The 21437-nt window shown below is 47.4% G+C and carries 19 protein-coding genes; 8 read left to right on the forward strand and 11 right to left on the reverse strand.

The window, feature by feature from the left end:
* Nucleotides 1-214 precede the first annotated feature (214 nt).
* Nucleotides 215-469, reverse strand: a complete 255-nt coding sequence (locus tag IX31_RS12600) for a hypothetical protein (protein ID WP_034458606.1) — start codon at nucleotides 467-469, stop codon at nucleotides 215-217.
* 317 nt (nucleotides 470-786) lie between these two features.
* On the opposite strand from IX31_RS12600, the gene IX31_RS12605 reads away from it, so the two are divergent.
* Together IX31_RS12605 and IX31_RS12610 are read left to right on the forward strand one after the other, a co-directional pair.
* On the forward strand, nucleotides 787-1050 hold the full coding sequence (locus tag IX31_RS12605) for a type II toxin-antitoxin system RelE family toxin (RefSeq protein WP_034458608.1): 264 nt from the start codon (nucleotides 787-789) through the stop codon (nucleotides 1048-1050).
* A gap of 191 nt (nucleotides 1051-1241) precedes the next feature.
* The gene (locus IX31_RS12610; RefSeq protein WP_034458610.1) at nucleotides 1242-1616 is read left to right on the forward strand and encodes a helix-turn-helix domain-containing protein; all 375 of its coding nucleotides are present in this window, start codon (nucleotides 1242-1244) and stop codon (nucleotides 1614-1616) included.
* Between the two features lie 240 nt (nucleotides 1617-1856).
* Here IX31_RS12610 and IX31_RS23505 read toward each other — a convergent pair whose 3' ends face one another.
* On the reverse strand, nucleotides 1857-2363 hold the full coding sequence (locus IX31_RS23505) for a hypothetical protein (RefSeq protein WP_198528567.1): 507 nt from the start codon (nucleotides 2361-2363) through the stop codon (nucleotides 1857-1859).
* A 111-nt stretch (nucleotides 2364-2474) separates the two neighbouring features.
* On the opposite strand from IX31_RS23505, the gene IX31_RS12620 reads away from it, so the two are divergent.
* On the forward strand, nucleotides 2475-3062 hold the full coding sequence (locus IX31_RS12620) for a recombinase family protein (protein ID WP_034458613.1): 588 nt from the start codon (nucleotides 2475-2477) through the stop codon (nucleotides 3060-3062).
* Nucleotides 3063-3803: 741 nt separating this feature from the next.
* Nucleotides 3804-4418 (forward strand): hypothetical protein, encoded by a 615-nt coding sequence (locus IX31_RS12625; RefSeq protein WP_034458615.1) that lies wholly within the window; start codon nucleotides 3804-3806, stop codon nucleotides 4416-4418.
* A 200-nt stretch (nucleotides 4419-4618) separates the two neighbouring features.
* Here IX31_RS12625 and IX31_RS12630 read toward each other — a convergent pair whose 3' ends face one another.
* The 3 genes from IX31_RS12630 to IX31_RS12640 form a co-directional block, all read right to left on the reverse strand.
* Nucleotides 4619-5956, reverse strand: a complete 1338-nt coding sequence (locus IX31_RS12630; protein ID WP_034458617.1) for a reverse transcriptase domain-containing protein — start codon at nucleotides 5954-5956, stop codon at nucleotides 4619-4621.
* Nucleotides 5953-6540 carry an SLATT domain-containing protein gene (locus IX31_RS12635; protein WP_034458619.1) on the reverse strand — a complete coding sequence of 196 codons (588 nt, stop codon included), beginning with the start codon at nucleotides 6538-6540 and terminating at the stop codon, nucleotides 5953-5955. The genes IX31_RS12630 and IX31_RS12635 overlap by 4 nt, the downstream gene beginning before the upstream one ends.
* 436 nt (nucleotides 6541-6976) lie before the next feature.
* Nucleotides 6977-8770 carry a recombinase family protein gene (locus tag IX31_RS12640; RefSeq protein ID WP_034458621.1) on the reverse strand — a complete coding sequence of 598 codons (1794 nt, stop codon included), beginning with the start codon at nucleotides 8768-8770 and terminating at the stop codon, nucleotides 6977-6979.
* Between the two features lie 42 nt (nucleotides 8771-8812).
* On the opposite strand from IX31_RS12640, the gene rimO reads away from it, so the two are divergent.
* Nucleotides 8813-10120, forward strand: a complete 1308-nt coding sequence (gene rimO, locus IX31_RS12645; RefSeq protein ID WP_034458623.1) for a 30S ribosomal protein S12 methylthiotransferase RimO — start codon at nucleotides 8813-8815, stop codon at nucleotides 10118-10120.
* A gap of 96 nt (nucleotides 10121-10216) precedes the next feature.
* On the opposite strand, the gene gsiD is transcribed toward rimO, so the two are convergent.
* The 5 genes from gsiD to iaaA form a co-directional block, all read right to left on the reverse strand.
* Complete coding sequence (gsiD, locus tag IX31_RS12650) at nucleotides 10217-11128, reverse strand: glutathione ABC transporter permease GsiD (RefSeq protein WP_034458625.1); 912 nt, start codon at nucleotides 11126-11128, stop codon at nucleotides 10217-10219.
* Nucleotides 11129-11130: 2 nt separating this feature from the next.
* Nucleotides 11131-12051: a glutathione ABC transporter permease GsiC gene (gene gsiC / locus IX31_RS12655; protein WP_034460062.1), complete on the reverse strand. Its 921-nt coding sequence runs from the start codon at nucleotides 12049-12051 to the stop codon at nucleotides 11131-11133.
* Between the two features lie 101 nt (nucleotides 12052-12152).
* Nucleotides 12153-13691, reverse strand: a complete 1539-nt coding sequence (gene gsiB, locus IX31_RS12660; protein WP_034458627.1) for a glutathione ABC transporter substrate-binding protein GsiB — start codon at nucleotides 13689-13691, stop codon at nucleotides 12153-12155.
* A gap of 16 nt (nucleotides 13692-13707) precedes the next feature.
* Nucleotides 13708-15558 (reverse strand): glutathione ABC transporter ATP-binding protein GsiA, encoded by a 1851-nt coding sequence (gene gsiA / locus IX31_RS12665; protein WP_034458629.1) that lies wholly within the window; start codon nucleotides 15556-15558, stop codon nucleotides 13708-13710.
* On the reverse strand, nucleotides 15558-16511 hold the full coding sequence (gene iaaA, locus IX31_RS12670; protein ID WP_034458630.1) for a beta-aspartyl-peptidase: 954 nt from the start codon (nucleotides 16509-16511) through the stop codon (nucleotides 15558-15560). The genes gsiA and iaaA overlap by 1 nt, the downstream gene beginning before the upstream one ends.
* Nucleotides 16512-16776: 265 nt before the next feature.
* Between iaaA and moeA the strand changes: the two genes are divergently transcribed.
* Nucleotides 16777-18009, forward strand: a complete 1233-nt coding sequence (moeA, locus tag IX31_RS12675) for a molybdopterin molybdotransferase MoeA (RefSeq protein ID WP_034458631.1) — start codon at nucleotides 16777-16779, stop codon at nucleotides 18007-18009.
* 2 nt (nucleotides 18010-18011) lie between these two features.
* Nucleotides 18012-18773, forward strand: a complete 762-nt coding sequence (moeB, locus tag IX31_RS12680; protein WP_034458632.1) for a molybdopterin-synthase adenylyltransferase MoeB — start codon at nucleotides 18012-18014, stop codon at nucleotides 18771-18773.
* Here moeB and IX31_RS12685 read toward each other — a convergent pair.
* Entirely contained in the window at nucleotides 18761-19834 is a 1074-nt protein-coding gene (locus IX31_RS12685; protein ID WP_034460064.1) for a LacI family DNA-binding transcriptional regulator, read from the reverse strand. The genes moeB and IX31_RS12685 overlap by 13 nt on opposite strands.
* A 296-nt stretch (nucleotides 19835-20130) precedes the next feature.
* Here IX31_RS12685 and IX31_RS12690 point away from each other — a divergent pair, with 296 nt between their 5' ends.
* Nucleotides 20131-21432 (forward strand): MFS transporter, encoded by a 1302-nt coding sequence (locus tag IX31_RS12690; RefSeq protein ID WP_034458633.1) that lies wholly within the window; start codon nucleotides 20131-20133, stop codon nucleotides 21430-21432.
* Nucleotides 21433-21437: the final 5 nt, after the last annotated feature.

The following is a 21437-nucleotide window of genomic DNA, read 5'->3' on the forward strand; positions in this document are numbered from 1 at the left end:
TTGTAAAAGCCATGCTATGGGGAGCAAAACTATTAACGAAGAATAAATAATCATTGCCATTGAAAATCTACCAGCTTGACTAATGTAGGTCACTTAAACATTTTTATCAATAAAAGCAACGAAAAACTCAGACTCGCAGCGGTTCTCCCTCAGAGGACTACCTTCTGAGGTCCCAATTCTTTAAGTGGCAAGCATTAGCCAGCTTGTCGGCTTTTCAACATGGTGTTGCGTCATCAATTCCCTTTTCCAGAATTCCCATTTGGATCACACAAAAATCGATGACAGCCCCAACCATTTCTGGGTCTTTTTCATAATCCTGCCGCAGCTCTGCCCTTCTGTAATTCAACTTTTGCCCCTTATATTCCCAATCCCAGAACATCGTTAAAATCTGACCATTCCTTTCAAATCGTACACGCGCCTCTGGCTTAACCTTTCTAGCTTCTACAGTGAGTTGCCCTTCGATTGCCATATCTAAAACCTCATAGTTATAAGCGACCATAACAATATAGACGATAAAGCATCGCTTACTAGCTAGCGTCAACCTAGTAGAACGCCGCCATAATTGCTAACTAGTTCTAGGCGGAGAACGTTTGCGATCAGTCAAAAAAGCGGTTGATTTATTTTTTGTGGCGCACTCACCCGTATCACTAACTTGATAACAGACACTAAACTGGAATATAGGGTTTAGATATAGGGTTTCTTGACAATATAGGGATGAACCCCTATATTCCTAACAGTCCCGTAAGGGGCGTGTTCTTTAATAATTTACCTTTGAGGCTTGTCACTATGACAACTATCCAATGGACCGGTAAGGCCGCTAAGGACTTACGCTCTCTCCCCTCAATTGACAAAAAGATTATCAGCGCGAAAGTAAACGCTATGAAGTCTTACCCAGACTTAACGGGGCTAGATGTAAAAAAGCTCACGGATCAGAATGGGAAGTATCGACTGAGGGTTCAAAACTATCGTGTTCTCTTTGAGTTTATCAATGGGGAAACACTAGTGATTGAGATTCAGCGCGTTTTGCGCCGGACGTCCACAACATATTAAAGCGTGGCGGGGTTTCCCCGCCCCACTTTAAGCTCAAATGGTAAATAAAATATATCAATTACATAAGGAGTATTTAATGAAAACCAAATGCCTAACTGCGAGCCGAAAACCTTCTAATTCATTTAGATTAGCTTCTAATTCATTTAGATAAAGTTCAATAATATCAGTGACATAATCTAGGGTTAAAAGTGATGGCTAACATTCAATTTATCACTGACAGTAGAGGTAAAAGAGTCTCTGCGGTCGTGCCGATTGAACTGTTCGAGAGACTAACTCAAGATAGCGATATCGCAGAGTTATACGAGCCTGTTCAAGACGAAACCGGCACATCTGATGATGTTCGATATCCAAACGACGTTATCAACATTCTTGCTGAGAAAGGTTGCACCATGCAAGCCGCATGGCGTATCTACAGAGGCTTGACACAAAAACAAGTCGCTGAAGCTTTAGGTATAAAGCAATCTACAGTGTCGGAGTTCGAAAAGTCTGAGCGCCCTCGTAAAGACAACATTGAACGGCTGGCTACACTGTATAGATGCAGTCCTGAGCAACTTACTCTCGAGTAAAGTAAAATATGCCCCGGAAACGGGGCATTTCTTCATGTTTGTTACCATACACTCCTTACCTATTACCTTTCTCCAACGATTAACAAATGTTTCAGTCTTTTGCCTGGCGAGAGTCTTACGCCAGTGTATTTCCGTGCCGTTCATAATCAATTCCCCTGTAACCAGGTGTGCCCGATAGACAGTATCCAGTACAGAAACTTCATTACCGCGCGCAAGCTGGATGGCCTACGGTTTACTAATCTACACTTTCTTCAACTGCGCCCACTGCTGCACCAATCCAGCCAACCCTACGGTATCGAGCGATAGAACCTGCTCGGATTGCTTGATCTCATGGGCTGCCTTGAGGTAGCTCCCAGCCTTATTCTTGTCATAATCGGAACAGTCACCGATTGTTATTGCAATCGCCAGTGCCTCAAATTCACCGGCAGGCGATTTTTGCCGCTGCAGTTTATGGTTATGCAGACTCTCTTTAATCTGTTTCCTCTGTTCGCAAGTCAACTGACCAATTTCGAACTGTTCTGGCCCCGGACCCGTTGGCGTTCTCCCGCTTAAAATCGGTGAATTTTTAGCCTCAGTACAGTTATTGACACTAGCCCTAGAGGGCGCGGACACGCCCGAAAGGTCAACAGCCTGGCCTGAGTCGTATTGAACTTCCCGTTTCTTCCTGACAATACGGTATGAATGCAGACGGGTTTGAATTGGCGGAATGTGAACGGCTGGCATCATCAAACCTTCGTTTATCGACACCAGCAAACACCGGGGTTTTAAGTGTCATAAAAATAGTAAATTGACTTTATGATACCAGCGATCAATGATGATACCGTTAGTTGATACCAATTATTGATTCAGGAAGAAGATATGAGCCGTTTGTTTGCATACTGCCGTGTCAGCACGAATGAGCAGACTACAGAAAACCAAGTATTGGCTATTCGTCAGGCTGGTTACGATGTGGAATCCCATAGAGTGATTAGTGAAACAGTTTCTGGCGGTGTCCAGGCGATGAAGCGGAAAGAATTCGCTGATATGATTAACCACAAACTTGAAGCGGGTGATGTATTAGTCGTACTGAAACTGGATCGTCTGGGCCGTGATAACATCGACGTGCAAAATACCATTGCTATGTTAATAAAACGTGGTATCAAAGTTATCTCACTGGACTTACCAGTAAAAGATTTAACCAGCGCTGAGGGCAAGTTGATGTTGCAGATGCTCTCAGCATTTGCGGAGTTCGAGAAAGCTCGTATTACAGAACGGACTAGCGAGGGCCTGAAGCGGGCTAAACAACATGGAGTCAGGTTAGGCCGCCCTGTTGCAATAGATACACGTAAGCGTGTCCAGGAAGCAAAAGAACAAGGTCTTACTCAATCTAAAGCGTCAACATATCTGGGTTTGAGTATCGCTACCGTCAAACGGCATTGGAAAGAGGTGAAAACTTTCCAAACGTAGTAGATTAAGCCATTAAAAACAAATTAATAATCACAATGAAAACTATTAGCATGGTTAATATCTTTCATAATATCAACCTTGGCTAAAAGAACCAGCATTACGAGTCGCGTAGCGACGAAGTATCACGCAGTGAGCGAAGCGAGCAAGTGATGACCTAATAAAACTACCACATACAATTCACATCTACGCTGCGGCCTTCGGCCTACACGTACTTATTAGTATTTCTGGAAGAAAACCTAGCCAGAACAATAAGATCTTTAACATTTTATGTAATCTGCAACGTTTCTTTTCACTTCGGCTTCGCCTCGTGATACTTCGTCGCTCCGCGACTCGTAGTATTTATTTCTTAAAGTTTATTGAATATGATCTTACTCGCGAAGCGAGTTCATTTACAAACCCGAACTCCTACAACCCGTTCGCTTCGCTCACTCATGAATTAGCTTTTCGAGTTATCACGATTTTCAGAATGTATTGGCATGGTAGGAATCCAACGAGGCGACAGCCGAAGTTGACCACATAGTAATAAGAGGCAAAATTACCAATACAAAACAATATGTTAAAGAAATACAAGTAAAATACTTGTCACAAAACAAGCGTTATCAACCAAGGTAAATACATTTAATATCAATAGGTTATAAATGCATGTCTATACACGTCACTATAAGCGTGACATGTGTTACATTAATTGTCCCAAAATGCGTTACTAAATAGATATAACAAGAACAGATACGGATGTAGCGAATGAAACTTTACTTCACGATTTTCCCCAAAAAAACCCCACTAGAATCATATTTTTTGAGGGACTCAACGATTAAGCTTAATCGCCTCAACAAAAATGATGTCCAATCTTTATTTCGCTTCGAAAGAGCATTCTCGACAATTGCTCACAGTATAGGCCTGGATAAGACAGAGCAAGATCGTGTCCGTAAGATTGAACAACGACTACCAAAACATACATTAATCGGAGTAGCTCGGTGGGAAATTTCGATTCCTGGAAAAGCACAAACCGCTCTATGTTACCTTTTTGTTTGTGAAAATAATGTTGCTTATCTTTCCGCACCTGATATGACGTTTACTGGTGATATTAGGCACATAGAACCTACCAATAGGAGATCTGTGTATACGACGACCTATAAACTCACAAAGCCTGAAAGAAAATTCGGCTATGTCAATCTACGGTTTGATAATGAGTTTACTCTCCTCACACAACGGAGGGGAACCAGTAAAAAAGAATCTCATGCTAGAGAAGAATCGATAATAGAAAAGCTTACTGCTGAAAACGAAGCTCTAAGAAAAAAAGTCAAGGAATTACTAACAATTATACATTCAAACGAAGTAAAAACGGATACAGTGTAATACTGTCGATGTCAGGAGAAGTCATAGAGTGATAAATTGTGCATGCCCTAACTTTCTTATTTCTCTGTGAGTCGGAGCTTTCGAATCTGTTTAACAAGAAGAATCATACGCCACGTAATAGCTACTGGCTAAAACTAATTCTCTCCCTCCCTCAATGTGAGGGATAGTAACCTTGGCGCCAACCAAACACCACATTTACATTACGAGCGAAAATTCTTAACATCCTCTAGCAAGTCCTTCGCTTGTTTCCCGATTCGTCTATGAAAACGATAAGTTATTTGCTCTTCAGTTAATGTCTGACCTTCAACGTCTTTAGGAAAATACTTGTGGAGTAGCGCTAGTTTTTCTTTTAATTGATAGTCATCAAAATTAGGTATGTACTTGGTTTCATAACGTCTATGAACCATCTCCTCAAAAGCCCGAGAAAATCTTTTCGGAGTTATCGAAACATTAAATCTTTTTAACAACTTCCTAATGTAATGATCAAGCTCATGCAACAATGTTTTGTCATTTATTTCTGAAAAAAAGAAAAGCCATCCTTTACTTTTATTTTCAAACACACACCCTGTAATTCTTAAATCAAGACGCCATAATAGAAATTCTTCATTTTTTATTCTGGAATGTTTGTGAGCAGTGAATATCGCAGCTAAGGAATGCTTCAATTTTTCTATTGTAGCTTTACGAGCCGACACTCTTTCTCCATCAAATTGGTAGCCAAGATAGTTGAAGATACACCCAATTCGCTCTATAGAAGACTTTTCTGGCATCTTAATTGGATCATGAACTGTGAGTCCAATACGCCTAAAACGAGTTATGATATCATTTGCAATCATCTGAGCTTCTGAATAATCACAAAATATCAAAACATCATCAACGTATCGGTAGTAATCTATATTACTTATACTTTTTAAGTAATTATCTATATTAATCATATATATTGAAGCAAGCACATTGGAGACAGCCAGCCCTTGAGGAACCCCTATAGATGATTTTTCATCATGATGACTTGAGGTTATAACTGTTGGTGACGTGATTGCTGATTCTATTAGATTAATGATCTGTTCACTTTTAATACGTTTCCGTAATCTCGATTTAAGTTCACTATGTTGAATAGATGGATAAAAATTAGAAACATCTAACTTTATATATCCCGTATACATTTTTTTTGAAAGAGAATTTTTCACAGCCCTTATTGTAGCCTGAGGTAAATTCACCTCTAATGTTGGTTTAAACACTTCGGTCAATAAGTCATTCATTGCTCTAAGAGCTATGCGGTCTCGAACCGTAGGAATAGATATTTCTCTGGGAGATTTACCTCGCCCCTTACTTGCCAATTTTAATTTATATTTTGTAAAGCAGTAACTACCAGTGTATATTTTTCGACTAAGTATCGCTATTTGTTCATCTAATTGTTTTTTAAAACCCTTAGAATCAAGATTGTCAATACCTGTAGCGCCAGAATATAAAATATACTCATCGAATATCAACTTTAAATTTTGCTCTGAGAATTTACTCAGAAATTTCTCATAAATATTCATGATAAATATTTAATAGCGAATAAAATGAATACCGGAATCATGTATAGTACAGTCAAAACTACTACACGTTTGATTCGCCAGAATATGAACTGGGCCCAGTGATAAACTCCGGGCGCCCTATCGAATCCAGCTTTGAGATTCGTTCTAGTGTCGATGGATGCATTTGATGATGAATACTCAATACAAAGAGCGGTGTAGTAATCAACATCAGTATGGTTCTCACAAACCCCTAATAATTTGTTATACTCATTCGTGATGATATCTTTTTCATCGACTGTTCCTGCGGGTTTTTGTAATAATAAGTTCAAAGCCTCATAACTTTCTTTAACTAAACCGGCACGTTCTTTAAAAGAAAGAGCATTAATAAAACCGGACATACACAGAATTAAAACGGAATAGATTACCCATGAAACCCCTGACAAGTCGTCGTTATCTGAAAATTTAATGTAATAAATAGATATCGCAACGGAAAAAAAAGAATACCATAGTAGTATAAGCTGAGATTGAAAGGCATTCGCAAGAAGTCGCTTTTCAGTTTGAATCCTTGACTTTCTCGTCCACCATATGTTGTCTATCAGGGCCATTATAAATTAAAACACTCCGCTTTAAACATTATTGTATGAGGTTGTTCTTGGAGGTGATTTAGTTATCATAAAGTTAACACCCTTTTTTTTCAGGGCAAGGTTCGACAATTTGCTGCCAGCACCTAAGAGCTAATCACTCTTCCAAATTAGTTACACTCGCAATAATACCGAGTGGCTGATGTTTAATCAGCACCTCCAAGAACAGTGTTTCATCGTAGACTATATACCCGCCCCGAACAAGGTATTTTGTCATTTAATATCCTATGTTTATGGTATGCGCCCCAAAACTGAATAAGGGGATCTAGTTTTATCATAAGGCCCTAAAATAATCGCTAAAGAGATTAATATTGTTATCCAAAACCTAACAATAGTTTCTTTATTATACAAATGAGATCTATTGTATAACAAAGTTTGCATTATATCCCTCCATCCATAACTATCTATTAGGCCAAAAAGCCGAACCATCTATTGCAGGATAACCAACTGCCATGAGTATCTGATTTACTTTATCGAAATACTGATGATATGTGCTCTTCAAGCTGTGGAAATGTTCCATTGTCTCCGCGAACAACTCGCTTTCCAAAAAAGGACTGAATCGCGTGTCATCAGTATCAACACTACTATGTGTAGGTAGATCACCATTAACAAAACCCCAGTCATCTTCATCATACAGTTCAATATCAAACCGCCACTTCGGTTTACGAGTATGCCCTCCGAAGACCAACCACTGATCAGAACCACGGCATTTGATCTTTATGGTTATGCATCCATCAGTCTTATCGATAACAACATGCTCAATGATATTGTCAATGGTTGAACGTATCTTATTTCTCGATTCGTTTGCCAGGTCAGCAAAGACCCCCCATTGAATCAGGTTGATAAACTCCATCATGTTAATTTCGAATGAGCCTTTACGTTCGACGAGTGCCTTTCGCTCTTTAAGGCGATCAACCTCTTTAAGTAAAGTTTCTCGGTTCGCAGACAGCACTTTTAACCTGCTGACAAGTTCCAAGATGTTTGCACCACTCTCAATCGCATGCGCAATATTGCTTATGCTGATATTCAGTTCAGTTATGGCTTCTTCTTTTGCAACAATCGTCGCAGATAACTCAGTCGTGTCATGCCCCTCCTTGCGATTAGCATCCATGTAGCCCATTAAAAGAGCGACCATCACACAGTGCTCGACTAACGGGGCTGCGACAGACCAACCGACACAACCTTTCTGCAAATGCCGTCCATTAAGACAAATGTATCGGGGCTTTTCTCTATTCATGAAGCTGGACATCGTGCCACCGCACTTGCTACATCTCAAGATGGATAAGCCTGAAAGCAATTTGATGTTTTCTTTACTTGGATCTTTCTTCGACTTATGACCATTTTGAGTCTTAAGCTCTTGTAACTTAAGAAACTCAGTTTCATTTTTACATAACGCAGGATAGTAGTCATGCAGCTTATGAGTTTGCGCACCAATGGTTATCGTCCGTTCCCCGATCAATGCCCGGCTTTCACGCATCCGCTTGATAACCTGGTAATCCCATTCTTTTTCGTTTAAACCATTGGGATATTTTTCATCAAGATGGCGTTTAACTTTATAAATGCCATGCCCTTCAAGAAACATCTCAATGGCTTCACGCGCAATTGTCCAGTACTTAGGATGCTGTCGTACGGATTCATATTGAGATCCTGTATCGTCGATCCAAAAAGGGTGTTTACCACAAGACTTAATGTTTACTGGCAGACCTTGTTTATGTCGATCCACCAGCGCCTCGACATTCCCCACTGTACGGGTTTGTTTGGTTTTACTTTCTTCATACGCACGACTAAAAAGCAGGATTGATATCATCAGTTCTGTAGGATTTTTGTTTACTGAATCCAGCGTATAGATACGTTTGTCCATACCCGTAACGAGGGTAAGCCCTAAGTCAAGCAACTCGATGAATAATTTTTGTGCAGTAGTAATGTCTTGTCGAGTGAGGCGGTCCAGGTTCTCAACATATAACCATGTATCCGAAGGTATAACCCCGTTTTTTACCGCATCAATAAAATCTCCCAGCTTCCCATGCTGTTGGTTCTTACCTCTAAATGCACTAACACCAGGATCTGTAATTTCAACGAGTTCCAGTCCTTTCGATAAGGCAAACGCTTTTGCACTAGCCAGTTGACGCTCAAGGGTTGTCCCTTTTGCCTGACGATCTGATGACCAGCGGATATAGCTGTACAGCAGTGGCATATGTATAATCTCCCGATTCTGAGCAATGTATAGTACAAAAAAATGTCTAAGATTGGATTTTTATCATTAGGGTGCCCAAAAAACCTCGTCGATTCTGAACGAATTCTGACTGAGCTGCGCACCGAAGGTTACGATGTAGTGCCTAGCTATGATGATGCCGATATGGTTATCGTTAACACCTGTGGCTTTATCGACAGTGCCGTACAAGAGTCGCTTGAAGCGATCGGTGAAGCGCTGAACGAAAATGGCAAAGTGATTGTGACCGGCTGTTTAGGGGCCAAAGAAGATCAAATCCGCGAAGTGCACCCTAAAGTTCTGGAAATCACCGGCCCGCATAGCTACGAGCAAGTTTTGCAGCACGTTCACCACTATGTGCCGAAACCAAAACACAACCCGTTCCTGAGCCTGGTGCCGGAACAAGGCGTGAAGCTGACTCCGCGTCACTACGCTTACCTGAAAATTTCTGAAGGCTGTAACCACCGTTGCACCTTCTGCATCATCCCTTCTATGCGTGGCGATCTGGACAGCCGTCCGATTGGCGATGTGCTTTCAGAAGCGAAACGTCTGGTTGATGCGGGCGTGAAAGAGTTGCTGGTGATTTCTCAGGATACCTCAGCTTACGGCGTGGACGTTAAGCATCGTACCGGTTTCTACAACGGTGAGCCGGTGAAAACCAGCATGGTTAGCCTGTGTGAACAACTGGCTAAACTCGGCGTCTGGACGCGTCTGCACTACGTTTACCCATATCCGCACGTTGATGATGTGATTCCATTAATGGCGGAAGGTAAAATCCTGCCGTATCTGGATATCCCTCTGCAACACGCCAGCCCGCGTATCCTGAAACTGATGAAGCGCCCTGGTAGCGTTGATCGCCAGTTGCAGCGCATTAAGCAATGGCGTGAGATTTGCCCGGATCTGACTTTGCGTTCTACCTTCATCGTTGGCTTCCCTGGCGAAACAGAAGAAGATTTCCAGATGCTGCTCGACTTCCTGAAAGAAGCGCGTCTGGATCGTGTTGGCTGCTTCAAGTTCAGCCCGGTTGAAGGTGCGACCGCCAACGAACTGGCTGATCCTGTGCCAGAAGAAGTAAAAGAAGAGCGCTGGAACCGTTTCATGCAGCTGCAACAGCAGATCTCTGCTGAGCGCCTGCAAGAAAAAGTGGGTCGCGAAATTCTGGTTATCGTTGATGAAGTTGACGAAGAAGGCGCAATTGGTCGTAGTATGGCTGATGCTCCGGAAATCGACGGCGCGGTTTATCTGAATGGCGAAACCAAATTGAAACCAGGTGATGTGGTGCGCGTGAAGGTTGAAAACGCGGACGAGTATGACCTGTGGGGTTCAGTGGTTTAATTTCTGAATGTCGGATGGCGCATACGCTCATCCGACCTACGAAATAGAGTTGTAGGGCGGATGAGCGTACGCGTCATCCGCCTTTTTTCTTTGAAATTATCCTTTTATCTTCGGATCAAGCGCATCGCGCAGCCCATCTCCCAGCAAATTAAACGCCAGCACCGTCAGGAAAATCGCCAGACTCGGGAAAATCGCCACGTGCGGTGCAATCACCATATCGGCGCGCGCTTCGTTCAACATTGCCCCCCACTCCGGCGTTGGCGGCTGTGCACCTAAACCCAAAAATGACAGGCTCGCGGCGGAGATAATTGAGGTGCCGATACGCATGGTGAAATAGACCACAATCGACGAAACCGTCCCCGGCAGAATATGGCGGAAGATAATGGTCGCGTCCGATGCGCCGATACTGCGAGCCGATTCGATAAAGGTTTGATGTTTAAGCACCAGCGTATTGCCTCGCACCAGGCGAGCGAATGCAGGAATGCTAAAAATGGCGACGGCAATGATCACATTTGACATCCCGCTGCCCATCACCGCCACCACGGCAATCGCCAGCAAAATCCCCGGAAAGGCAAACAGCACATCGCAGATGCGCATGATAACCCTGTCCCACCAGCCTTCGTAATATCCCGCCAGTAAACCGAAGAAAGTACCAATCAACGCGCCGATTAATACTGAAAATACACCCGCTGCTAGCGAGATTTGCGCACCTACCAATACGCGGCTGAAAATATCGCGCCCTAAGGAATCCACGCCAAACCAATGCATCACCGACGGGCCATCGTTGAGCCGGTCATAATCAAAATAGTTTTCCGCATCGAATGGGGAAATCCACGGCGCAATCAGAGCAATAACAATCAAGAACAGTACGAACATCCCAGCAAACATTGCCACAGGTTGCTTACGCAAGCGGCGCAGAAATTCGTGCCAGGGCGTGCGCACCTGGTTTGGCCGAACTACCGGCATCGCATTCAGTACCGCCTGGCGTCGCCAGTTAAAGAGTCGCATCCTTACTTATACCTGATAGCTGGGTTAATGGCGGCGTAGAGCAGATCCACCACTAAATTGATAACAATAAATTCCAGCGAGAACAGCAATACTTCTGCCTGAATCACCGGGTAATCACGCATCTCAACCGAATCCACCAGCAGGCGCCCAAGGCCCGGCCAGTTAAATACCTTTTCGACCACAATTGAGCCGCCAAGCAGAAAGCCGAACTGTAGGCCCATCATGGTGACAACCGGGATCATTGCATTACGCAGCCCGTGTTTGATAACGACCAGCGTTTCACTCACGCCTTTAGCGCGTGCGGTACGCATGTAATCTTCTTGCAGCACATCTACGAACGAGGCTCGCGTAAAGCGTGCCATCACCGCCGCCACCGCTGCGCCAAGCGTCACCGAAGGCAGAATGTAATGTTGCCAGCTTTCCGCGCCCACCGTCGGCAGCCAGCCCAGTTCGACGGAGAAAACCTGCATCAGCAACATGCCAAGTGCGAATGCCGGGAAAGAGATACCGGAAACGGCAATGGTCATACTTAAACGGTCCGGCCAGCGGTTGCGCCAGACGGCAGCGATAATGCCGGTGAACAGGCCGAAAATAACCGCCCAAACCATACTGGTGATGGTCAGCCAGAAGGTCGGCATAAAGCGGCTGGCGATCTCTTCAGCAACCGGGCGGCGCGAGACCATTGATGTGCCAAAATCACCCTGCAAAATGTTGCCGATATAATGCAAAAACTGCTGCCACAGCGGTAGATCCAGGCCCAGTTGCTTGCGCACCATGTCGATAACGGTGGCATCAGCTTCCGGCCCGGCAATCAAGCGAGCCGGGTCACCCGGCAGCATATGAACGAACAAGAACACCAGCACCGCGACGATGAGCAGCGTGGGAATCAGGCCCAGCAGGCGTTTGAGGAAGTAGTTAAACAAATTCACTCCGTTAACGTAGGGCGGGTAAGCGCATGCGCCACCCGCCATATTCCCGGTAGATAGCGCGTACGCTTATCCACCCTACAACGAAAAACCTGCTGCTACTTCAAATCCGCGTCATCAAAACTAAACCCGGTATCCGGCATCACATAAAAACCGCTGAGGTTTTTGCTGTGTGCGGAAACCAATTTTTCAACTACCAGCGGCACCCACGGAGACTCTTTCCAGATGGTGTCCTGCGCGTCTTTGTACAGCTTCGCTTTATCATCACGATTGGTGGTTTTCAGCGCTTCAGTCAAATCTTTATCAACCTGCGGATTACTGTAGAAAGCGGTATTAAACAGTGTTGGCGGCCAGTTAGATGAAGCAAACAGTGGCGACAATGCCCAATCCGCTTCGCCCGTTGACGCCGACCAGCCGGTGTAGAACATTCTCACACCGCTCTCTTTTTGCCCTTTGGCTTCCACTTCCGCAGCACGCTGCCCGGCATCCATCGCCGTGACTTTCACTTTAATACCCACCTGTGCCAGTTGCTGCTGAGTGAACTGCAACACTTTCTGCGCGGTGCTGTGGTTGTGCGATGACCACAAGGTGGTTTCGAAACCGTTCGGGTAACCCGCTTCTTTTAGCAGTTCACGCGCTTTTGCCGGATCATACGGCCAGGGTTTGTACTTCTGCGCAAAGTCGATAGACGGCGGTACCACCCCTTCAGCTGGTGTGGCATATCCGGCAAACGCCACTTTCACCAGCGCCTGGCGGTTAATCGCGTAGTTAATCGCTTCACGTACTTTTGGGTTATCAAACGGCTTTTGCGTCACGTTCATGCTGAGATAACGCTGCATGATGGAGGGTGACGCCACCAGTTCCAGCTTGTCGTTTTTCTCAAGCACACCCGCCTGCTCATATGGGATTGGGAAGGCAAACTGCGCCTCGCCGGTTTGCAGCATGGCCGCACGGGTATTGTTATCGACCACCGGACGCCAGGTGATGGTATCCAGTTTCGGCAGGCCCTGTTTCCAGTAACCGTCGAATTTCTTCACCTTCACAAAGTCAGTCTGGTTCCAGGTGTCCAACTGATATGGGCCAGTGCCCACCGGATGGAAACCAATCTCTTTGCCGTATTTTTTCAATGCAGCCGGGGAAATCATCGCCGTTGCCGGGTGGGCCAGAATATTAATAAAGGCAGAGAACGGCTGTTTGAGGGTGATTTTAACCGTGTTGGCGTCAACCGCTTCGGTGCTTGCAATCGCTTTATACAGGTTATAGCGCTTGAGATGGTTTTCCGGATTGCTGGCGCGATCAAGGTTCACTTTCACCGCTTCGGCGTTGAAATCCGTACCATCCTGGAATTTAACACCTGGATGCAGTTTGATGGTGTATACCAGCCCATCGGCAGAAACGGTGTAGCTTTCTGCCAGCACATTTTGCAGTTTCATCTCTTTATCAAGGCCAAACAGCCCCTGATAAAACGACTTCGCCACGGCCTGCGAAAGCGTGTCATTGGCATCATATGGGTCAAGCGTAGTGAAGTTGGATGCTACGGCAACCACCACATCTTTTGCCGCAAATGCCGGGGCCGCCATGACAGAGGTCGCAAGCCCTGCCGCCAACAGCCACTTTTTACTCTCGAATACGGTCATTGTGTTCTCCTGATTATTATTGTGGCCGGGCAACAAAGTGCCCTGGCCCGACATTCACAAGCGTTGCAACGTGCGGTTCATATCCCAGCTTATGCGTGGTGCTGGGGATGTCATCAGAAAGCAAAACCGGTTTTGGACGACGATGTGCGGGATCGGCGACCGGAACCGCTGCCATTAATTTTCGGGTATAGGGGTGTTGCGGGTTTTCAAACACCGCACGCCGTGGGCCAATTTCAACAATTTGCCCGAGATACATCACCGCCACGCGATGGCAAATACGCTCCACCACCGCCATATCATGAGAAATAAACAAAAAGGCAATGCCAAATTCGCGCTGTAGATCGAGTAATAAGTTGATGATTTGCGCACGAATTGAGACATCCAATGCCGAGACAGACTCATCGGCAATCACTACTTTGGGATTAAGTGCCAGCGCTCGTGCAATGCAAATACGCTGGCGCTGGCCGCCAGAAAATTCGTGCGGATAACGCCAGGCATGTTCAGGCAGCAAACCAACACGCTCCAACAACCAGGCTACACGTTGCTGAGCCTGCTCTTTGGGCATCACGTTATGCACCAGTAACGGTTCCATAATCGAATAGCCCACCGTCAGGCGCGGGTCGAGCGAGGCGTACGGATCCTGGAAGATAAACTGGATGTCTTTGCGTACATGCTGCATGTCTGCATTGGACAGCGTGTCGATGCGCTGCCCGTTAAAGTGAATGCTGCCACCCAGGGTTTCCACCAGCCGTAATAATGCGCGCCCGGTCGTGGATTTACCGCTGCCCGACTCCCCCACCAGCCCTAACGTTTCGCCAGGCCATAAATCAAAACTCACTTTTTCCACTGCATGAACCCGGCTGGTGACGCGGTTAAAAATGCCGCTGCGAATATCAAAACGCGTCACTAAATCACGGATCTTAAGGATTGGCACAGCCCCTGGCGCAACGGTGTCTTGCTCAGTTTCTGTTTCTTGTTGCTGTGGATTATCTGGATTGATCAGTGGGAACTTACAGGGTAAATCGCGCCCATTCATCGCGCCAAGACGTGGCACCGCAGCCAGTAATGTTTTGGTGTACGGATGCTGCGGGGCATTAAAAATCTGCGCGACAGTTCCCATCTCGACCGCCTGACCGCGATACATCACCAGCACGCGGTCGGCGATATCCGCCACCACGCCCATATCGTGAGTGATAAAAATCACCCCCATTTGCATTTCATCTTGCAGGACGCGAATAAGCTGGAGAATTTGCGCCTGGATGGTGACGTCCAGCGCTGTAGTCGGTTCATCGGCAATCAGCACCGCCGGGCGACATGAGAGCGCCATGGCAATCATCACTCGCTGGCGCATGCCCCCTGAAAGCTGATGTGGATAGCGCCCTAAAATGGCTTTCGCCTCTGGTATCCGCACCCGTTCGAGCATACGGCGCGCTTCTTCCATCGCCGCGTGTTTATCAAGCCCTTGATGCAAACGAATAGATTCGGCAATTTGCTCACCCACCGGGAACACCGGATTTAGTGAGGTCATCGGCTCCTGAAAAATCATTGCAATATCCGCACCGCGCACATGGCGCATTTGCGATGAGCTTAACTCTGCTGGTTCAATGACCTGGCCATTTCGGCGGCGCAACAGGACTTTTTCGCTTTCAACAATACTCGAAGACTTGTCCAGCAAACGCATTAACGCCAATGCAGTGACGGATTTTCCTGAGCCAGACTCCCCGACAATCGCCAGTGTTTCACCGCGCTTTAGCGTAAATGACAGGCCAGACACCGCCTGGGTATCGACTTTTTCCTGGCGAAAGCGAACGTTGAGTGCACTGACAGATAGCACTTCATTATCGGGCAGTTCGTGACTATGGGGCATCAATGCTCCTGGCTGCTATAGATTCCGACGCTCGGAGCATCACCCACGTAACCGTAGCCGCGATACATCCCTTCGCTGTTAAAAGGCAGTGCCACATTGCCCTCGCTGTCGATGGCAATCACTCCGCCGCTGCCTTCTAGCGCCGGGAGTTTTTCCATCACCACACGTTCTGTCGCCTGATGCAGGCTGAGACCTGCATATTCCATCAGAGCTGCAATATCGTAAGCCGCCAACGTCTTCATAAATACTTCGCCGGTTCCGGTGCATGAGACCGCAACGTTTGCGTTATTGGCGTAACAACCAGCGCCGATAATCGGAGAATCGCCGACGCGGCCTGGCATTTTGTTGGTCATGCCACCAGTAGAAGTTGCGGCGGCAAGGTTGCCGTATAGATCGAGTGCGACAGCGCCGACGGTACCAAACTTGGTGTCCGGATTAATTGGCTCGCCGCCATCGTGATCCAGAACGGTTTGCTGGTTTGCATGGGCGCGCTGAAGTTGATCCCAGCGCTCCTGAGTAAAGAAAATATCCGGGGAAACCGCTTCAAGACCTTGCTGCTCGGCAAAGTTTTCCGCGCCACTTCCAATCAGCAACACATGTGGGCTGTGCTCCAGAACCTTGCGTGCGGCAAGAATCGGGTTGCGAATATGGCTAACACCCGCCACCGCCCCTGCTTCAAGGGTATTGCCGTCCATGATGCAGGCATCGAGCTCATGGGTACCGTCGTGGGTAAACACTGCACCGATGCCGGCGTTAAATAGCGGGCATTCTTCGAGTAACCGCACGGCTTCGGTGACAGCATCAAGTGCACTGCCTCCAGCGGCCAGCAATGCCTGACCCGCCTCAACAATGTCCGATAATGCTTTGATATAAAGCAGCTCTTTTTCGGGGCTAAGTTGCGCACGAGTGATGGCTCCCGCGCCACCGTGAATCGCGATTACTGCTTTGCTCATTTCGACATTGCCTTGTCAGAGTTCGTTGTATTCTCGGAGTCCGTTGCGTTGTCGGATGGCGCTTCGCTTATCCGACGTACGGAAACTACGAAAGCTATAAATATCAGAATAGTGACTGTTAACTAATACGATTTTTGAATATAGAAAGATGTAAATGTAATGTAAAGAGAAATGGCCTGGTCGATTACTCCCAATGGGACATTCAGCCACGGCCGTTTCTCTGCCATAATGTCCGACATATTTTTCCCGCGCCGCAGGAGCTTTCATGGAATTTACCGCCGGGCTTATCCCCCTTGAAACCGCAATGGAACAGATGTTGTCACGTCTGATTCCTGTCACCGAATCTGAGTCTATCCCTTTGCTAAAGGCTTGCGGGCGCATTACCTCGCATGCTGTCACATCTCCAATTGATGTTCCGGGGTTTGATAACTCAGCGATGGACGGTTACGCGGTGCGCCTGAAAGATATCGCGCTGGGCACAGCGTTGCCTGTCGCGGGGAAAGCTTTTGCCGGAATGCCTTTTACTGGCGAGTGGCCTGAAGGTACCTGCATCCGAATTATGACCGGCGCACCGGTTCCACCGGGGACTGACGCGGTGGTGATGCAAGAAGAAACCACAGTCACCGAAAGCGGCGTGCGCTTTAATGAAGATGTAAGAAACGGACAAAACGTCCGTCTGCGTGGTGAAGATATTCGCCAGGGCGCCAGTGTATTACCGGCGGGCAAAAAGCTGACTGCTGCTGAGTTACCGCTCATTGCCTCTCTGGGTATTGCTGATGTTGCTGTGCTGCGCAAAGTTCGCGCCGCTGTATTCTCAACTGGCGACGAGCTCCAACTGCCAGGCACGCCACTTGGTGAAGGCCAAATCTACGATACCAACCGTCTTGCGGTGCATATCATGCTCGAACAGTTGGGCTGTGACGTTATCGACTTAGGGATTATTCGTGATGACCCAGAAGCCCTGCGCGCCGCATTTATCGAAGCAGACAGCCAGGCCGATGTGGTTATCAGCAGCGGCGGTGTTTCAGTCGGTGAAGCGGATTACACCAGGCAACTGCTTGAAGAGTTGGGTGAAGTTGGCTTCTGGAAACTGGCGATTAAACCGGGCAAACCTTTTGCCTTTGGTCGCCTGAAAAACAGCTGGTTCTGCGGCCTGCCGGGTAACCCGGTTTCTGCGGCACTCACTTTCTATCAACTCGTGCAGCCGCTATTAGCCAAATTAAGTGGTCAGCAAGGAAATGCCCTGCCGCCACGCCAGCGTGCTCGCACAGTCGGGCGTTTGAAAAAATCACCAGGCCGCCTCGATTTCCAGCGCGGCATCATGCGCACAGGTGAAGATGGGCAATTAGAAGTGCTGAGTACCGGCCACCAGGGTTCGCATATTTTTAGCTCATTCAGCCAGGCCAACTGCTTTATCGTGCTGGAACGTGAACGTGGGAATGTTGACGCAGGCGATTGGGTTGAGGTTGAACCGTTCAACCACCTGTTCGGAGGCTAAGGATGAGCGCTGAATTAAGCGATCAGGAAATGCTGCGCTATAACCGCCAGATTATTCTGCGCGGTTTTGATTTTGACGGGCAGGAAGCGTTGAAAGCCGCGCATGTATTGATTGTTGGGCTTGGCGGACTTGGTTGTGCTGCCGCCCCGTATCTTGCCGCGGCGGGAGTCGGGCACCTGACATTGCTGGATTTTGACACTGTCGCGCTGTCCAATTTGCAGCGCCAGACGCTGCATCATGATGCCACCATCGGGCAGCCAAAAGTGGATTCCGCACGTGATGCGCTGGCGGCAATTAATCCGCATATTCAATTAGAAACGGTCAACGCGCTGTTAGACGAAGCGCAACTGCTGGAGCTGATTGCCCGCTACGATCTGGTGATGGACTGCACCGATAATGTGGCGATCCGCAATCAACTCAATCAGTGTTGCTTTACGCTGAAAAAACCGCTGGTCAGTGGCGCAGCCATTCGTATGGAAGGGCAAATCAGCGTATTCACTTATCAGGATGGCGAGCCGTGCTATCGCTGCCTGAGCCGCTTATTTGGTGAAAACGCGCTGACCTGTGTGGAAGCAGGCGTAATGGCTCCGCTGGTCGGCGTGATTGGTTCGTTACAGGCAATGGAAGCGATCAAACTGCTGGCGAATTACGGTACGCCAGCAGCCGGAAAAATCGTGATGTACGACGCAATGACCTGCCAGTTCCGCGAGATGAAGCTGCCGCGTAATCCTCAGTGTGAGGTATGTGGAATTCACTCGTCATAAAGTCCCACGCTACTGACCGCCGTATGGCTCTTGTTTGGGCGAATACGGCGTACTGACTCTCGCACCACCAGCATGCCATTGAGCAGTAAATTACCGACAGGTGCATCCGGACGGATTAAACGCTGCTGAAGTATATGCACAGCCTCTTCGCCAAGCTGGTCACGCGGGACATGAACCGAGGTCAGCGGCACATCATGAATAGCAGCCAGATTAAAACCGTCGATACTCATCACCGAAATATCGTGCGGTACGCGTAATCCCGCATTTTGAAGTGCGCTTACTGCCCCTGCCGCCATAAAATCACCACCGACTAACAAGGCTGTTGGCAGCTGATGGCGAGGCGTCTTTTCCAGAAACTCACTGATTAATCTTTCACTCTCTTTAGCACTGAAATTCTGCGCCGTAATCAAATGCTGCGTGTCATCAAATCGCAGATTGTTAGCATCCCAGGCATCACGAATCCCGGCAAGACGTAACTCCATTGTGTAGCGACGCAGGCAGAGCAAATTGAGCACCGCTTTATGTCCCTGCTCAAATAAGTAGCTTGCCGCATAGTCGCCAATCAATTGGTGATCGGGCGCAACACCAGGAAGCCGCATTTTGCGATCGCGGCAGTTGATCAACACGCAGGGTTTACCAAGATCGAACGCCAGATCGTGGATGTGTGGATCATCAATACCTAATAAGATCGCCGCTTCCGTCTCCGTTTCATTCATTTTGCTTAGAAACATATTGGCGTCGCTGTCGTTTTCTTCCAGAGCGCAATAACGCAGCCTAACTTCATGCGGTGCCAGCGCCTTACTCACCCCCTGTGTAACGCGATAATAAAAGACATCAGACCGCTCATCGAACGCACGCTGCGGGGCAAAAACAACCAAACTGTTAAGTAACATGCGCCCCGCAGCCATTCCTGCAAGCACACCTTTTTGCTCAGCGCAGTTCAGTACTTGCAGGCGGGCTTGTTCGCTGGTGTTCGATTTCCCAGCCAGAACGCGTGAAACGGTGCTGATTGAAAGCCCGGTTTCGGCAGCAATTTCGGCGATTTTTAGCTTTTTACTCATTTTGTGATCTGCGCCCATTTCGCTCATGAAAAAATTTTCACGATAAAGTGTATGGCTTAATCGCAGGCATTTTCGTTAACGAACGCACGAATTCTTCTTTCATATGAAAATTTTTGCATGAAAGTCGCTATTGAGCGTTTTATAACTGTTTTACGCTCTCTCCATTGCCGCATCTGCACCTGCCTCTTCGCGGCAAGAAGCAAATAAAATAATTATTAATCAAATGGATACAAGTTTACACAATCAAGGGATTGTTCACTTTTTCGATAGACACTGCTTCTACGTGGAGAACGACTATGAGTCATGGCATCAACCCAGGAGTCACCGCCGTTAAGGCCAAACGTACTATCCGTAACCTGCGCTGGTGGGTTTTGGTACTGTTCTTATTAGGCGTCACCGTTAACTACATTACCCGTAACTCACTGGGTATTTTGGCCCCTGAGCTAAAAACCAGTCTTGGCATTACCACCGAGCAATATTCATGGATTGTCGCGGCATTCCAGCTTGCCTATACCCTATTCCAGCCAATTTGTGGGTGGTTGATTGACGTCATCGGTCTGAAACTCGGCTTCCTGATTTGCGCGAGTATATGGGCTATCGTCTGCGTGATGCACGCGGGTGCTGGCAGCTGGATGCATCTGGCTATTTTGCGCTTCTTTATGGGGGGTGCGGAAGCCGCAGCAACACCGGCTAATGCCAAAACTATTGGCGAATGGTTCCCGAAAAAAGAACGTCCTATCGCCGCGGGTTGGGCGGGCGTTGGTTTCTCTATTGGTGCCATGCTTGCACCGCCAATTGTCTATTTTGCTCATGCCTCATTCGGCTGGCAGGGCGCGTTTATGTTTACCGGCGTGCTGGCGATGTTATGGGTTATTTTGTGGTGGTTGTTCTACCACAATCCTGAACAACACCCGAATCTGAGCAAAGATGAACTGGAATTCATTAAGCAGGATAACGAACCCGCTGCGGTGAAATTACCTTTCCTGACTGCACTGAAAACAGTTGGCAAAAACAAACGTTTCTACGGTATTGCGATTCCGGCATTTATGGCTGAACCCGCCTGGGCGGTACTGAGTTTCTGGGTTCCACTGTATCTGGCAAACGAACGCGGTATGGACCTCAAGCAAATCGCCATGTTTGCGTGGCTGCCATTCCTCGCAGCCGACCTCGGTAGTGTGGCAAGTGGTTATCTCACCAGGCTTTATACCCGCTGGTTTGGTTGCTCCCGCACAAACTCCATCGTGGCAAGTTCGGTTACCGGTGCGTTCCTGATGATTTCTCTGGCACTGGTTGCCATCACTAAAGATCCGTACGTCACCATCGCCCTGATTTCTATCGGCGGCTTCGGGCACCAGATAATCTCCTGCATGTTGAGTGCACTCGTGGTGGACTCCTTTGATAAAGGCCAGATGGCCACAGTCAACGGTATGCGTGGTTCTGCCGCCTGGATTGCCAGCTTCTTGTTCTCACTACTGATCGGTGTTACCGCCGACAAGATTGGCTACAACCCGCTCTTTATCGCCATGGGTTTCTTTGACCTGATTGGCGCTGTATTCCTGGTTTCTTTTATTGCTGAACGCCGCACCAAGCGTGCCTGAAACGG

This window comes from Buttiauxella noackiae (genome assembly GCF_000737905.1).
GTDB lineage: Bacteria > Pseudomonadota > Gammaproteobacteria > Enterobacterales > Enterobacteriaceae > Buttiauxella > Buttiauxella noackiae.